This is a genomic window from Mycobacterium sp. TH-M82, assembly GCF_057473605.1.
Genome location: NZ_JBYCKY010000143.1, coordinates 1 through 14,670 on the forward strand (window position 1 = coordinate 1; position 14,670 = coordinate 14,670).

Here is a 14,670-nt window from a genome sequence, read left to right on the forward strand (position 1 = left end):
CGAAGTTGGGTGCGGCGCTGATGTCGGCGCGATGCCGCGACATCGCTTCCAGCCAGCGCATCGGAGCCTTGATGAACGCATTCGGCGGCATCAGGACCGAACTGCCACCGACGTAGAGCGTCTCGAGCAGACCGCCGATGAGGCCCATGTCGTGGAAGGGCGGCAGCCAGAACACCCCGGTTACGTCCATGTCGAACCCGGCATTCCACGCCTGCCGGATGGTCTCCAGGTTGTGCATCAGGTTGCCGTGTGTGAGCACGACGCCCCTCGGTGAGCTGGTGGAACCCGAGGTGTACTGCACCATCGCGGTCGTGCTCGCATCGATGTCGGGGGTGACCCACTCCTGCGGCTCGGCGGCGGCTGCATCTGCGTCCGCGGCACACCACCGCAGCGGGCGTCGGGCGGCCATCCCGTCCACCGTGGTCTTGATTCTCGGCTGTATCTCGGCGGTGGCGAGCGCGAAGTCGGGTTGCACATCGGCGATGATCGACTCGACGCGGGGCACCAGGTGTTCGCGCGTCGGCGGATGCACCGGCACGGCGATCGCTCCCGCGTACAGGCACCCGAAGAAGCCGGCGATGAAGTCCAGGCCCGGCGGGCAGAGCACCAGGACACGCTCACCCGTCGCGCCCTGCCGCCGCAGGTCCGCCGCGATCTGCCGTGCGCGGTTGTCCAGCTCCCGATAGCTCACCCGGCTGCTGTGTTCTTCCGCACCGTCGCGGGAGAAGCTGAACGCGATCCGGTCCCGGCGCCGTTCGGCCCGCTGCCCCAGCAGGTCCACCAGGGTGTGCGGGGTGGGCCCGGCTGCGGGTGCCGCGGGTGCCGCGGGTCCGGTGTCCTGGTGCTCACCGTGCGCCGCACTGCCGGGCTGGTTTTCGCTGCTCATGCCTGCTCTATCTCGCTCCATCTCACGTATAGCGCTAACATAAATTGGTTTTAGAATGCATCGCCGGCCGCCTCGCTGTCAAGATTATTAAGGGTATATTAAGAGCAGTGGTGCGTGCATCGGCGCTGGTCGCAACGCCCACGCTCGGCGCGATCACCCGGACTGAGGATGCCGCCCAGGCAGGACAACATCGCGGTCTCATGGGGTCTTCCCACACCCGCTGGGACCCACGGCGATCACCAGCGACCCGGTCGGGATCTCCGGACCCGGACCGTCGACAACGCGGATCGTCGCACCGCCGTTGGAGTACTCGCCGACGAGAGCCTTGACGCATGGGTCAACCTTTACGATCTGCTATTCCTGTTTTAGAGACGTTACTCCACCAACATATATGACAGCGCGTCGGCGATCCGGGTCAGGGGTGACGCGAGAAGGGCAACTCAGGGCGAGGGGAATGGGGTGAGCCGCCCAGGCACGGCTACCCCTCCAGCTTGTAGCCCAGGCCACGCACCGTGAGCAAGTGCACCGGATTGGCCGGGTCGGCTTCGATCTTCGACCGCAGCCGTTTGACGTGCACGTCGAGCGTCTTGGTGTCACCGACGTAGTCCGCTCCCCACACCCGGTCGATCAGCTGCCCACGGGTCAGCACCCGGCCAGTGTTGCGCATCAGGTACTCGAGCAACTCGAACTCCTTGAGCGGCAAGGTGACCGGCTTGCCGTTGACCATGACCACATGTCGCTCGACGTCCATTCGCACCGGGCCGGATTCCAGCACGCCGTCACCGGCGCCGGACTCGTCGTCGTCGCCGCCGCGTCGCAGCACCGCACGGATCCGAGCGATCAGCTCCCGCGCCGAATATGGCTTGGTCACGTAGTCGTCGGCGCCCAGTTCCAGCCCGACGACCTTGTCGATCTCGCTGTCGCGGGCGGTGACCATGATCACCGGCACGCTGGAGCGGGCGCGAAGTTGTCGGCACACGTCGGTGCCGGACATGCCCGGCAACATCAGATCGAGCAGCACGATATCGGCGCCGGCCCGGTCGAACTCGGCCAACGCCGCCGGCCCGTCGGTCACCACGGTGGCCTCGAATCCCTCCTTACGGAGCAGGAAGGCCAGGGGATCGGCCAGCGATTCCTCGTCCTCCACGATCAACACGCTGGTCATCGGCGCCGCTCCTCCCCATCGCTTTGCTCTGCATCGTCGTCGGCGCGGGTCATCGGCGCCGCTCCTCCCCATCGCTTTGCTCTGCATCGTCGTCGGCGCTGGTCATCGGCGCACCGTCGTTCCGGTAGGCGGGGATGGACAGGGTGAACGTCGACCCGGTACCCGGCTGGCTCCACAGCGTGATGCTGCCGTTGTGGTTGGCCGCCACGTGCTTGACGATCGCCAACCCCAACCCGGTGCCCCCGGTGGCTCGCGACCGCGCCTTGTCGCTTCGGAAGAACCGTTCGAAGACCCGCTCCTGGTCACTGGGCACGATACCGATCCCCCGGTCGGTGACCGCGATTTCGACGAAGGGGTCGCGCTGGCGACGGCTGATCGACACCGGCGACCCGGGCGGCGAGTAGGCGATCGCGTTGGACACGAGGTTGGCCAGCGCGGTGATCAGCAGGGTCTCGTCACCGAGCACCCGGAATCCGCTCGGCGCGTCGGTGCTCACCGCGATCCGGGCGTTGTCGGCGGCCACCTTGTGGCGTGAAATCGCCTCGGACACCACGGCGTCGACATCGACGACGCCCAGATCAGGCAACGGCTCGGCACCCTGCAACCGCGACAGCTCGATCAGTTCGCCGACCATATTGGCCAGCCGGTTGGCCTCCACCAGCACCCTCTCACCGAATCGGCGCACCGTCTCAGGGTCATCGACCGACGCAAGCAGCGCCTCGGCCAGCACGCCCATCGCCCCGACCGGGGTTTTTAGCTCGTGGCTGACGTTGGCCACGAAGTCGCGTCTGGTCGACTCCATCCGGACGTGCTCGGACTGATCCTCCACGAAGACCACCGCGAACCGGCGATCCTCCTCGGACAGCAGCCGGGCGTGCCCGCGCACCAACAGCCCGGACCGGGCGGGTTCGGCATGCTGGCCCGGCGACAGGTCGAACTCGACATCCTCGGCGCTGGTCAACGTTTGTTGCGCCGCCACCCAGGCCCGGTCATCGAGCAGCCGGTCATGCACCAGGCCCAGCTCTCTGGCCCGCTCGTTGCGATAGACCACGTCGCGGTGGGTGTCGACGACGGCGGCGCCCAGCGGCGCCAGGGCGATAATCCGCTGCAACATCTGCCCGACGGTGATTCCATCCCGCTCGGTGGCCTCCCGCCGCCGACGCTCGGTGAGCAGGTGCGCCAGCCACATGCCGACCGCCGTACCCGCCGCAAGCCCCGGCAGCAGCCATGCCCCGGCGAGCACCGACGTCACCACCACAGACACGCCAAAATCGTACGCATCCCAGGAACGTCATTTCAGCAGCGTGCAACTGAACACGGCCGTGTTATGGGTTGCAACGCTGCTGTTCGGCCAGCGTTCACGTGTTGTTCGCCTGGGTGAGCGAATCGGTGCCCGGGTTCGCCGAGTGTGAAGCTGTGGCGAGGATCCGCGACGATCTTCGCAACCGCTTCACGTTCGGCGAAACGGCCGCCCTATCGGGCGCCCTGACTTGCCACCGCGGCAGCACCGGCGGCGGCCGCTTCCGGGTCGAGGTAGCTTCCGCCCGCCACCCGTGGCCGCAGGTCGGCGTCCAGGTCGTAGCGCAGCGGCACTCCGGTGGGAATGTTGAGCCCGACCACGTCCTCGTCGGACATGCCGTCCAGGTACTTCACCAGCGCGCGCAGCGAGTTGCCATGCGCAACGACCAGCACCGCCCGTCCGGACCGCAGGTCGGGCACGACCACGTCGGTGAAGTACGGCAGGAACCGGGTCACCACGTCGGCCAGGCATTCGGTCAGCGGACCGCCACCGATATCGGCGTAGCGCGGGTCGCCGTCCTGACTGAACCGGCTGCCGCGCTCGATCGGTGGCGGTGGGGTGTCGTAGCTGCGCCGCCACGCCATGAACTGCTCGTCGCCGTAACGAGACTTGGTCTGTGCCTTATCCAAACCCTGCAGCGCGCCGTAATGGCGTTCGTTCAGCCGCCAGCTGCGCCGAACCGGAATCCAGTGCCGGTCGGCCGTGTCCAGCGCCAGGTTCGCGCTGGTGATCGCCCGCCGCAACAGCGAGGTGTGGACCACATCGGGCAGCAGGTCATGCTCGGCCAGCAGCCGGCCGCTGCGGACCGCTTCGGCGCGGCCCCTGTCGGTCAGGTCGACGTCGACCCAACCGGTGAACTGATTGCTGGCATTCCACTCGCTCTCGCCGTGGCGGAGTAACACCAGGGTTGCAGTGTCTGCCATGACGGCAAGTCTGTCACGGACGCCGCTGGTTACCCACCTCTGCCTCGCCCCCCTCGTCGTCGTCACGGATCAGATGCTCAAATGCCCGCAGGTTCTTCAGTGACGCACCGCGGGAGACCCGCCACTCCCATTCCTTTTGAATCGAGGACCGAAACCCCAACTCCAGCAGCGTGTTGAAGTCGAAATCCACCGCTTCGAGCACTTGTCCGAGCACCCGGTCGATCTCCTGCGCAGTGACCGAGGCCAACGACATCCGGCCGACCAGGTAGATGTCGCCGACGTTGTCCAGTGTGTAGGCGACACCATAGAGCCGGCGGTTACGCCTCAGCAGGAACCGGTAGACGCCCTCATGGTTCTCGTCGGGTTTACGGCAGACGAACGCTTCTGCGCGCACCGAGTGCTCGCCGACGGTCAAAATGGTGTTGGTGGTTAGCCTGCGCTCGCCGGGCAGTTCAACGATCAGACCTGGCAGACCGCCATGCGCGCCGGCGTGGCGCGAATAGGTCAGCGCGGCCGCATCGAGCGCGTCTTCAATGACTCGCTGCACCGCGGCGGCGGTCGCGCTCACACCCGCACCCCGGGCCGCAGCGCCCGGGGACGGGCTCGCCGCTGCGATCCGATCGCATGAAGCCGCCGCCGCCGCGCGGCCGGGAAGTCGGCGACCGCGTTAGCGTAGCTGGCCAGTTGGGCATCGACGGTGCGCTCCCAGGAGAACGTTGCCGCGTGGCTGATCGCCGCCCTGCGCATCGCCCACCCGCGTGGTCCGGCACCCAGCCGCAGCAGGCCCGCGATGGCGTCGGCCCACATCGCGACGTCATGGCCGGACACCAGAGCGCCGCTGACCCCGTCGACCACCGCGACCGGCAGCCCGCCGACGGCCGCGGCCACCACCGGCGTTCCGCACGCCTGCGCTTCCACGGCGACCAGGCCGAACGATTCGGAATAGCTCGGTACGGCCACCAGGTCCGCGGCGCGGAACACGGTGGCCAGATGCTCGCGGGACTGCGGCGGCAGAAACGTCACCCGGGCGGTGATCCCCAGTTCGTCGGCGAGTGAGACCAATCCGTTCGGGGCGGCCAGCCCGCTGCCGCCCGACGGCCCACCGGCCACCACAATCCGCACTCCGGGCAGGTTCGCGGCGGCACGCAGCAGGATGTCGGGTGCCTTCAGCGGTTGGATCCGGCCGACGAACGCCACCACCTGCTCATCGAACCGCAGCCCCAGCTGTGTGCGGGCAAGCTGGCGGTCACCGGGACTGAACACGTCCAGATCGACGCCCGGATGTGCGACGTCGATCCGTGCCGGATCGGCTTGATGCAGCGAAACCAGTTGGCGCGCTTCATATTCGGTGTTGACGATGAGTCGATCCGCCTCGTCGACGACCTGTTGCTCACCGACCGTACGCAGCGGCGGCTCGGGGGTATCGCCGTCGGCAAGCGCCGCATTCTTCACCGCGGCCAGGGTGTGCGCGGTGTGCACCAGCGGCACCGCCCAGCGGTCAGCGGCCAGCCAGCCGACCTGACCGGACAGCCAGTAATGGGAGTGCAGCACGTCGTAATAGCCGGGTTCATGGGCCGCCTCGGCCCGCAACACCCCGGCGGCGAAGGCGCACAACTGGGTGGGCAGGTCGTATTTGTTCAGCCCTTCGAACGGGCCGGCCACCACATTGCGGACCAATACACCGGGCGCGACCCGCACCGCCGGCGGATCGGCCGACGACGTCGCGCGGGTGAAGATCTCCACCTCCACGCCGCGACGGGCCAGATGCAGCGCACTTTGCAGCACGTAGACGTTCATCCCGCCGGCATCGCCGGTACCGGGCTGGGCCAGCGGCGAGGTATGCACCGAGAGCACCGCCACCCGGTGCAGATCACTCACCGGAGAAAAAACCAGCTTCGACCCACTGGACTCACTGGGCCTGTCGCGATGCCGCACACCGCCATCTTTGCAGCACCGGCCCTGGTGTCCGATGCTGCCCGGACGCCGCGCGGCCACCATGCATCAGGCCGGCGCTGCCCGCGGAGGAATGCAGCAGGTTCTAGAGTTGGACCGATGACGGCACCTCAGGCACACCAGCGGGTCGCGGTGGTCACCGGCGCCAGTTCGGGAATCGGCGACGCAACCGCCAGAACACTTGCCGCACAAGGCTTTCATGTTGTCGCAGTGGCCCGCCGGGCGGATCGCGTCACCGCGCTGGCCGAGCAGTTGGGTGGGACCGCGGTGGTCGCCGACGTCACCGATCCGGCGGCGGTCGAAAAGCTGGCCGCCGAGTGTGGCCGCGTCTGCAGTTCGATCAATCTGCTGGTCAACAACGCCGGCGGCGCCAAGGGCCTGGAGCCGGTGGCCGACGCTGACCTCCAGCATTGGCGCTGGATGTGGGAGACGAACGTGCTCGGCACACTGCTGGTCACCCGGGCGCTGCTGCCCAGGCTGATCGCCTCCGGGGACGGTCTGATCGTCACGATCACCTCGGTCGCGGCGTTCGAGGTCTACGACGGCGGAGCCGGCTACACCTCGGCCAAGCACGCACAGAGTGCCCTGCACCGAACCCTGCGCGGTGAGCTGCTGGGCAAGCCGGTGCGCCTCACCGAAATCGCCCCCGGCATGGTGGAGACGGAGTTCTCCCTGGTGCGCTTCGACGGCGACCAGGCGCGCGCCGATGCTGTGTACGAGGGACTGACCCCGCTGACCGCGACCGACATCGCCGAGGTGATCGGCTTTGCCGCGTCTCGTCCGCCGCGCGTCAACCTCGACCGGATCGTCATCCGGCCACGCGATCAAGCCAGCGCTACCCGCCGGGTCTCGCGCTAGTGGTTGTGGTCGGGGTGCCCGACAGCGTGGGCGCGTCGCGGGGGGTGACCGGTGCGGTGCTGGGAATCCGGGCGAGCGGCTTGACATCAGGCGGCGGCAGGGCCGACATCGACACCCAGGTGTCCCAGTCCACCGCCCAGTCCCAGATGTCGCCGTCGGAGTAGGACAGCTGGATCGGGCTGCCGGTCACCTCGACCGGGTCGCCGTAGATCGCGCTGGCGTAGTACTGCTCCGCGTCGCCCGTCGACAGGTTGATACAGCCGTTGGTGACGTTGGTGTTGCCCTGCGCGCCGGAGCTGGCCGGGTTGGCGTGGATGAACTCGCCGTTGTTGGAGATGCGGACCGCCCAGCGCTCGTGGATGTTGCTGTACCCCGCTGCGGGGTTGGACATGGAGAAATCGGAGTACTTCTCGCTGACCACATGGATACCGTTGCGGGTGATGTTGCGCGGCTTGTCGGCCTGGCCGTAGCTGCACGGGAAGTCCATGATCACCCCGTCGTCGCGGGTCACCTGGATGCGGTGCGAGGAGACTTCGGCCCTGACCACCTGGCGCCGGCCGATCGCGAAGTTCAACGACATGTCCTGCGCGCCGAAGGCACCGTCGCCGAAACCCAACCCGTACAGCTTGGCGACGACGTTGACCGTGGTGCCCGCCGGGTAGTACTCGCGGGTACGCCAGTGCACCCGGGCGCCCTGAGCCTCGTCGGGCAGCCAGGCCCAACTCCCCTCCACCGGCGGATCGGTGGTGACGGTCAGTGCCCGCTCTACGGCCGCCTTGTCGGCGATCGGTGCGTCGAACTGGATGATGATCGGCGCCGCGACGCCCACGGTCTGCCCGTCGGCCAGCTGAAATCCACCGTCGATGGTCACAGTCGGCGTCACCGTGGTGAGTTTCCCGACCACCGGGACGGCCTTGCCGTCGTGGCCGACCACCGAACCGCTCCACGTGTACACCGCGTCATAACCCAGCGGCTCGGTGACGGCGTACGCTGTGCGGTCCCGGTTGAAAACCCCGGCGACCACCTTGCCGGCGGGGCTGGTCAGTGCCACCCGCTGCAGCCACCCATCGCGAACCTCGACCCCGACCGGCGCGGTCGGCAACACATCGGCCGTCGTGTCAGGGGGCTGGAAGGTCAGGATCGGCGCCGGTGGTGGTGCGCTCTCGGTTTGTTTGCCGGCTCTGCCGAAGCAGGCCGCCAACGCGTTCGGCGCCGCGACCCCGACAGCCAACACCGCCAAAGCCCGTCGCCGGTTCAGTGTCGAGGGGCCACCCCCGGTCATCACGACACGCCACGATACCGGCGAAAACACCAGCGCCAAGAAACGTGCAGCTATAGCGTGCAACCGACCAGCGCCGGCTCCGGTTTCAAGGTGATGCCGAACATCTCGTGTACTCCGTCGCGCACGGTACGTGCCAGCGCCAGCACGTCGGCGGCGGTGGCGCCGCCGCGGTTGGTCAGCGCGAGCGCATGCTTGGTGGACAACCGGCATGGTGCGGTGTCATCACCTGGATAGCCTTTGGAAAAACCGGCCCGCTCGACCAGCCAGGCGGCGGCCAGCTTCACCCCGCCCGGTGCCGACCAGTGCGGGACGGGCTCGTCTGCCCGGCACGCCAGCCGACGATAGACGGCCTCCGCTACCACCGGGTTGGTGAAGAACGACCCGACACTCCAGGTGTCGTGGTCGCCTGCGTCGGACACCATGCCCTTGGCCGCACGCAGCGCCAGGACCGCGGTGCGAACCGCCGCCGGGTCGACGCGGTCGCCGTCGGCCGCGCCCAACGCGGCGGTCAACTCGCGGTAGCGCAGTGGAGCGCTGCGGCCCGACGGGTCCAGCGCGAACTCCACTTCCAGCACCACGGCGGCCGTCGCACCAGCGGAGTGCTTCAGCATGCTGGTGCGGTAACCGAAGCCCAGCTCGGCGGCCGGCGTCCAGCGCACCGCGCCGCTGCGCCGGTCCAGCAGCAGCACCCGTGTCATGGTGTGGGCCACTTCCGCACCGTAGGCGCCGACGTTCTGTACCGGGGTGGCACCCGCCGAACCCGGAACCCCGGATAGGCATTCCAACCCGCCCAGACCCGCGGCGATCGAGGTGGCGACCACGTCGTCCCAGACCGCTCCGGCTTCTGCCCGCAGGAGGGTGCCGTCGACGTCGATGGCGTCGTTGGCCAGCCGCACCGCGGTCAAGCCGGTCAGGTCGTCGGCGATCACCACGTTGGAGCCGCCCGCCAGCACCAGCAGCGGCGCGCAGCGCTCGCGATCCAGCCGGTGCAGCGCCGCGATGACCTGCTCGGTGCTGGTGCAGGTGATGACCCGTTGGGCGACCGGGCCGATGCGCAGCGTGGTCAGCGGCGCCAGCGGCACAGCCTCGGCGACATGCGCACCGGCGAAGATCGAACCAGCACGACCAGCCATGGCCGGTAACGGTAACCTGACCAGCTATGCCACGTACATTCGCGCTGTCCGCGCAGTACCAGGCCGCGGTCGAACGGGTGTATGCCGCCTTCGCCGACGAGCGGTACTGGCTGGCGCGGCTGGCCGACTCCGGCGCGGACACCGCGAGACTGGACTCGATGGCGGTGGAGGGCGACGACGGCGTCGACGGAATCGAGGTGGTCACCACCCAGGGCGTCCGCCGGGATCGATTGCCGGCGCTGGCCGCCCAGTTTCACCCCGGCGACCTGGAGGTGGTGCGCAGCGAGAGGTGGAGCCCGGTCCGCGACGGGAAGGCCCGTGCCGAGGTCACCGGCACGATCTTGGGCGCACCGGCAAAACTGTCCGGCGACGCCGTGCTGGAGTCGCCCGGCTTCGGCTCAACGGGCTCCACGCTGCGTTTCACCGCGAGGGTGCAGGTCGACATCCCCTTGGTGGGCGGCAAGATCGAGAGCTTCATCGGCACCCAGCTGGCCGAGCTCGTGACGGCCGAACAGCGGTTCACCTCGATGTGGGTCGCCGAGCAGGGGCACAGACCGGGTCCGCCTTAGGCTGGTGGGCATGCGGATTGCCTTGGCGCAGATCCTCAGCGGCACCGATCCGTTGGCCAACCTCAAGGTGGTAGCCGATTACGCCGAACGGGCCGCCGATGGCGGGGCGTCGCTGGTGGTGTTTCCGGAGGCGACCATGTGCCGGTTCGGGGTGCCGTTGGGGCCGATCGCCGAGCCCGTCGACGGACCGTGGGCCGACGGTGTGCGGGGCGTCGCGGCGCACACCGGGATCACCGTGATCGCCGGGATGTTCACCCCGGCCGGTGACGGGCGGGTCACCAACACACTGCTTGCCGCCGAGGCCGGTCCGGTCGCCGGAGCAGCGCACTACGACAAGATCCACCTCTACGACGCGTTCGGCTTCACCGAATCCCGCACCGTCGCACCCGGGCGTGATCCGGTGGTCATCACCGTCGACAACGTCGGGGTCGGCTTGACCACCTGCTACGACATCAGGTTCCCGGCACTCTACGTCGAGCTGGCCGACCGTGGCGCGCAACTGATCGTGGTGTGCGCGTCGTGGGGCTCCGGCGCCGGCAAACTGCGGCAGTGGGAACTGCTCGCCTGTGCCCGGGCGCTGGATTCGACCAGCTACATCGCCGCCGTCGGGCAGGCCGACCCCGGTAGCGCGGTAGCCTCCGGTGCGCCGACCGGAGTGGGACACAGCCTGGTCGCCTCACCGTTGGGTGAGGTGGTCGCGTCGGCGGGTGCGACGCCGCAGCTGTTGATCGTCGATATCGAACTCGACGCCGTCACCGCCGCCCGGAAAACACTCGCCGTCCTGAGCAACCGCGCCGACTTCGTTCAACTCGATAGGGCACAATCACGCGGATGACCAATCCGCCCGGACCTACGCACGACAAGCGGCCCGCCCGGTTGTGGCGCGATCCGCTGGCGCTGACGCTGATCGCCATCACCGTGGTGGCGCTGACGTTGGCCGGCCTGATCGGTACCGAGTTGTATGCCCGCCACATTGCCGACGGCAAGGTGGCCAGCGTGACCGAGTGTGTGGTCCACGACAAGGCCACCGTGTCGTTCGGGGTATCACCGCCGTTCCTGTGGCAACACATCACCGGCAAGTACACCAACATCTCCGTCCAGACCGCCGGTAACCAGATCATGCAAGCCAAACAGATGCAAGCCGACCTGGACATCGCCGACGTGCGACTGCGCAATAACGGCAACTCCGCGGGCACCATCGGCGCCCTGGACGCCACCCTCACCTGGCCGTCCGACGGCATCAAGGAGACCATTCAGGACATGGTCCCGCTGCTGGGCAAGCTGGTTTCCGGCGTGACCACCAACGCCGCTACCGGCACCGTCGACCTCCACGGTGCGTTCGGGTTGGCCGGCGTGACCGTCAAACCGCGGGTGGTCAACGGCGCACTGTCGTTGCAGGTGGAAAGCCTGACCGGCTTGGGCAGCATGACGCTACCCAGGGAGGCGGTCCAACCGGCGTTGGACGATTTCGCTGAACAACTGACCAAGAAATACCCGCTGGGCCTGCGGGCCGACAGCGTTGAAGTCACCGACAGTGCAGTGGTGGCCCACTTCTCCAGCCGCAACGCCACCATCCCATCGCACAACGACGACCCCTGCTTCGCGCATCTGTGACCATCGGAGCCTGGCAGCGCCGGTGTCAACCGAGCTCGTCGAGCACCGCGCGCGTCGCCGACAGCCCCAGCCGGGTGGCGCCGGCGTCGAGCATCGCGATCGCGTCAGCGGCGGTGCGGATGCCGCCGCTGGCCTTGATCCCGACCCGTTGGCCGACCGCGGCGCAGATCAGCCTGACCGCGCGGATCGACGCTCCGCCGGCCGGGTGAAATCCGGTTGAGGTTTTGACGAAGTCGGCCCCGGCCTCCTCGGCGGCGCGGCAGACGCCGACCAGGACGCGCTCGCCGGCCAGGCCCAGCAGCACCGCCGACTCCACGATCACTTTCAGCACTGCGCTCGGCACGGCGGCCCGCACCACCGCGATATCGGCCCGCACGGCGGCGAAGTCGGCGGCCAGCGCGGCGCCCACATCGATGACCATGTCGATCTCACCCGCGCCCGCCTCCACCGCCAGCGCCGCCTCCTGCGCTTTCACCGCGGACAGATGCTTGCCGGACGGAAAACCCGCCACGGTTGCGACAGCGATCGGCGCACTGGTGGGGTTTGCCGCGTTGGCGCGGACCGCAATCGGCACCATCGACGGCGACACGCACACCGCGGCGACGCCGAACTCGACGGCCTCACCCACCAGGGCGACCACATCGGCGGCGGTGGCCTCGGGCTTGAGCAGAGTGTGGTCGACCAGGGCGGCCAGCTGATCGCGGCTTAGTCGGGGCTGGCCCTCGGCGCCGCCGGGATTACAGCCGGAAGCGGCCATCGTCGCTCAGTGTGACTTACCTTGAATTTCAAGGAGTTTGGGACGCACATCGACCAGGTAGACGCCCGCTGCGCAGAAACCGATCGCCCACCCCCACGAGTAGACCAGCAACGTCAGCAGCAGCGCTCCGCCGAGAATCATCAACCACAGCGGCTTGGTCAGCTTATTGGCCGCAGTGTAGGCGTCGGTCCGCTGCATCGCCGCGTGGACGAACGCGTAGACCGTCGTCACCACTGCGACGATCAGCAAAAGGGAAAGGACGGTATCCACCAGGCCCACAGCCATCACGGAGGTAAGCCTAGGCGGATACCGCCCCGAACGTCGACTCGACGTTACTTCTGAGTGACCTTCTTCTTGGCCGGGGCCTTCTTGGCAGGCTTCTTGACCGGGGCCTTTTTTGCCGGGGCCTTTTTTGCCGGGGCCTTCTTGGCCGGGGCCTTCTTGGCCGCGTTCTTCTTGGCCGCGTTCTTCCTGGGCAGCTCGATGCCGACCAGCTTGGCGGCGCGTTCACCGACCGCACGGGTCTGAGATGCGACGTTGCCCAACGCCTCCTGGGTCAGCTCCACAGCCTGGTCTACGTAGTCCTCGGCGCGCGCCGAGGCGTCCTCGAACCCCGACTGGCTGCGCAGCCGCTCCAGCGCGACCTCGCCGCGCTCCACCAGCTCGTGGTAGCGACTGGTCGCGGCCTCGACGTAGCCTTCGGCGGCTTTACGCAGCTCCTCGGAGGTGAACCTCTCCCGTAATTCGGCGAACTGCTCGGGCAGGTCCTCCTGCAACCTGGTCAGCCGGGCGCGGCGTTCCTCCAACCGGCTGCCGGCGTCGCCACGGGCTTCCCCGGCGCGCTCCCGCATGGTGGTGACCAGATCGGTCACGGTGGCCAGGGCCAGGTCGGCCGCGCCGAGCGCGGCGAGTAACGGGGCCCTCAGATCGTCAATGGTCGGGTTGTCGGCCATGATGTTTCCTTTCGTTGATGGTTTTCGTTCGGTCGTGGTTTTCTGGTTCAAGCAGACTCAGGCAGACTCAAGCAGAAGTGGTCTCCTCACCGGCAGCTCCGTTCTGGTGGACAAACGAGGTGTAGATGTCGAGCAGAACCTGTTTCTGTCGCTCGGTGATCGCCATATCGGCGATGACGGCGTCGCGCACCCTGCTCTTGTCGCTGGGCTCGAGGATTCCGGCCCGCACGTAGAGGACCTCGGCGGAAACCCGCAATGCCTTGGCGATCTGGTTGAGGACGTCAGCAGACGGCTTGCGCAATCCACGCTCGATCTGACTGAGATACGGATTGCTGACACCGGCCTTGTCGGCCAGTTGCCGCACCGACACCTGCGCGGCTTCACGCTGCGCTCGGATGAAGCTGCCGATATCCGACGCAGCGGTGGACACCACGACGGCAAGCTTGTCGTCCTGCGGCACGTGCGCCTCCTCTCCCCGACTGGCCGGTGCCGGCGAGCACCACCCTAGGCCCTAGTGCTAACTTTTGCAAGCGCCAGTTAGCGCTGGCCAGAACATCAGCTGCGCTACCGCGTAGATGACCAGGCCGGCCAGCGCGCCCACGACGGTGCCCGCCGCAACGCCACCAGTCGCTGGGCATCTGCGACCGGGTCAGCGCCGGCGAACGATTCCGCCAGCGAAACGGATGGCGCCGGGTCGGCCTCTCGATGAGCGCAGTGAACCAGCACACCATCATCTGCTACGCGGGCAGCGAGTTACTGTTACCGGCCCACCGGCAAAACCCGGCCGCAACGTAGAATCGACGGGTCTAGTGAATGGGAACCCGCGATAGTGGCAGAACAGGTGCCGGCGCCGACTGTGAGAGCCGACGGACGCAAGCGACGCTGGCACCAGCACAAGGTGGAGCGCCGCAACCAGCTGGTCGACGGGACGATCGAAGCGATCCGCCGACGCGGTCGCTATGTGAGCATGGACGAGATCGCCGGCGAAATCGGCGTGTCCAAGACCGTGCTGTACCGCTACTTCGTCGACAAGAACGACCTGACCACCGCGGTGATGATGCGCTTCGCGCAGACCACGCTGATTCCCAACATGGCGGCCGCGCTGTCGTCGAACCTGGACGGTTTCGACCTGACCCGCGAGATCATCCGGGTTTATGTGGAGACGGTGGCGGCCGAGCCGGAGCCGTACCGGTTCGTGATGGCCAACAGCTCGGCCAGCAAGAGCAAGGTGATCGCCGACTCCGAGCGGATCATCGCCCGCATGCTCGCGGTGATGC

At 67.8% G+C, this 14,670-nt stretch carries 17 protein-coding genes; 5 read left to right on the forward strand and 12 right to left on the reverse strand.

Going from position 1 to position 14,670, the window contains the following annotated elements; translation table 11 throughout:
• From AC2VON_RS04195 to mshA, 6 genes are all read right to left on the reverse strand, one after another.
• A partial coding sequence (locus tag AC2VON_RS04195) for an AMP-binding protein (RefSeq protein WP_486951811.1) occupies positions 1-886 on the reverse strand: 886 nt, incomplete at its 3' end.
• A 478-nt stretch (positions 887-1,364) separates the two neighbouring features.
• Complete coding sequence (gene regX / locus AC2VON_RS04200) at positions 1,365-2,051, reverse strand: two-component sensory transduction protein RegX (RefSeq protein ID WP_486951812.1); 687 nt, start codon at positions 2,049-2,051, stop codon at positions 1,365-1,367.
• 49 nt (positions 2,052-2,100) lie between these two features.
• Positions 2,101-3,315 carry a sensor histidine kinase gene (locus tag AC2VON_RS04205; protein WP_486951813.1) on the reverse strand — a complete coding sequence of 405 codons (1,215 nt, stop codon included), beginning with the start codon at positions 3,313-3,315 and terminating at the stop codon, positions 2,101-2,103.
• A 209-nt stretch (positions 3,316-3,524) separates the two neighbouring features.
• Positions 3,525-4,274: a phosphoglyceromutase gene (locus AC2VON_RS04210; protein ID WP_486951814.1), complete on the reverse strand. Its 750-nt coding sequence runs from the start codon at positions 4,272-4,274 to the stop codon at positions 3,525-3,527.
• A 13-nt stretch (positions 4,275-4,287) separates the two neighbouring features.
• The gene (locus AC2VON_RS04215; protein ID WP_486951815.1) at positions 4,288-4,842 is read right to left on the reverse strand and encodes a type III secretion system chaperone family protein; all 555 of its coding nucleotides are present in this window, start codon (positions 4,840-4,842) and stop codon (positions 4,288-4,290) included.
• A complete protein-coding gene (gene mshA, locus AC2VON_RS04220) occupies positions 4,839-6,272 on the reverse strand; it encodes a D-inositol-3-phosphate glycosyltransferase (protein ID WP_486951816.1) in 1,434 nt (477 codons plus the stop codon). Before mshA ends, AC2VON_RS04215 begins: the two co-directional genes overlap by 4 nt.
• Before the next feature lie 54 nt (positions 6,273-6,326).
• On the opposite strand from mshA, the gene AC2VON_RS04225 reads away from it, so the two are divergent.
• On the forward strand, positions 6,327-7,085 hold the full coding sequence (locus tag AC2VON_RS04225; RefSeq protein WP_486951817.1) for an SDR family NAD(P)-dependent oxidoreductase: 759 nt from the start codon (positions 6,327-6,329) through the stop codon (positions 7,083-7,085).
• On the opposite strand, the gene AC2VON_RS04230 is transcribed toward AC2VON_RS04225, so the two are convergent.
• Positions 7,063-8,367, reverse strand: a complete 1,305-nt coding sequence (locus AC2VON_RS04230; RefSeq protein WP_486951826.1) for a L,D-transpeptidase — start codon at positions 8,365-8,367, stop codon at positions 7,063-7,065. The genes AC2VON_RS04225 and AC2VON_RS04230 overlap by 23 nt on opposite strands.
• Positions 8,368-8,417: 50 nt before the next feature.
• On the reverse strand, positions 8,418-9,500 hold the full coding sequence (locus AC2VON_RS04235) for a UDP-N-acetylmuramate dehydrogenase (protein ID WP_486951818.1): 1,083 nt from the start codon (positions 9,498-9,500) through the stop codon (positions 8,418-8,420).
• Between the two features lie 26 nt (positions 9,501-9,526).
• Between AC2VON_RS04235 and AC2VON_RS04240 the strand changes: the two genes are divergently transcribed.
• From AC2VON_RS04240 to AC2VON_RS04250, 3 genes are read left to right on the forward strand one after another with little or no spacing between them, the layout of a single operon-like run.
• On the forward strand, positions 9,527-10,069 hold the full coding sequence (locus tag AC2VON_RS04240; RefSeq protein ID WP_486951819.1) for a DUF2505 domain-containing protein: 543 nt from the start codon (positions 9,527-9,529) through the stop codon (positions 10,067-10,069).
• Between the two features lie 10 nt (positions 10,070-10,079).
• A complete protein-coding gene (locus tag AC2VON_RS04245) occupies positions 10,080-10,904 on the forward strand; it encodes a carbon-nitrogen hydrolase family protein (RefSeq protein WP_486951820.1) in 825 nt (274 codons plus the stop codon).
• Positions 10,901-11,683, forward strand: coding sequence for an LmeA family phospholipid-binding protein (locus AC2VON_RS04250; protein ID WP_486951821.1), 783 nt, complete (start codon positions 10,901-10,903; stop codon positions 11,681-11,683). The genes AC2VON_RS04245 and AC2VON_RS04250 overlap by 4 nt, the downstream gene beginning before the upstream one ends.
• 25 nt (positions 11,684-11,708) lie before the next feature.
• Here the strand turns inward: AC2VON_RS04250 and deoC are convergent, their stop codons facing one another.
• The 4 genes from deoC to AC2VON_RS04270 all read right to left on the reverse strand — a co-directional run bounded on the left by deoC (position 11,709) and on the right by AC2VON_RS04270 (position 13,853).
• Positions 11,709-12,440, reverse strand: coding sequence for a deoxyribose-phosphate aldolase (gene deoC / locus AC2VON_RS04255; protein ID WP_486951822.1), 732 nt, complete (start codon positions 12,438-12,440; stop codon positions 11,709-11,711).
• Between the two features lie 6 nt (positions 12,441-12,446).
• The gene (locus AC2VON_RS04260) at positions 12,447-12,725 is read right to left on the reverse strand and encodes a DUF2516 family protein (protein WP_486951827.1); all 279 of its coding nucleotides are present in this window, start codon (positions 12,723-12,725) and stop codon (positions 12,447-12,449) included.
• A 47-nt stretch (positions 12,726-12,772) separates the two neighbouring features.
• Positions 12,773-13,393, reverse strand: coding sequence for a heparin-binding hemagglutinin (locus AC2VON_RS04265; protein ID WP_486951823.1), 621 nt, complete (start codon positions 13,391-13,393; stop codon positions 12,773-12,775).
• A 67-nt stretch (positions 13,394-13,460) separates the two neighbouring features.
• Positions 13,461-13,853, reverse strand: coding sequence for a helix-turn-helix domain-containing protein (locus tag AC2VON_RS04270; protein WP_486951824.1), 393 nt, complete (start codon positions 13,851-13,853; stop codon positions 13,461-13,463).
• A gap of 369 nt (positions 13,854-14,222) precedes the next feature.
• Here AC2VON_RS04270 and AC2VON_RS04275 point away from each other — a divergent pair.
• Positions 14,223-14,670: TetR/AcrR family transcriptional regulator (locus AC2VON_RS04275; RefSeq protein WP_486951825.1), on the forward strand; the 448-nt coding region annotated here is incomplete at its 3' end.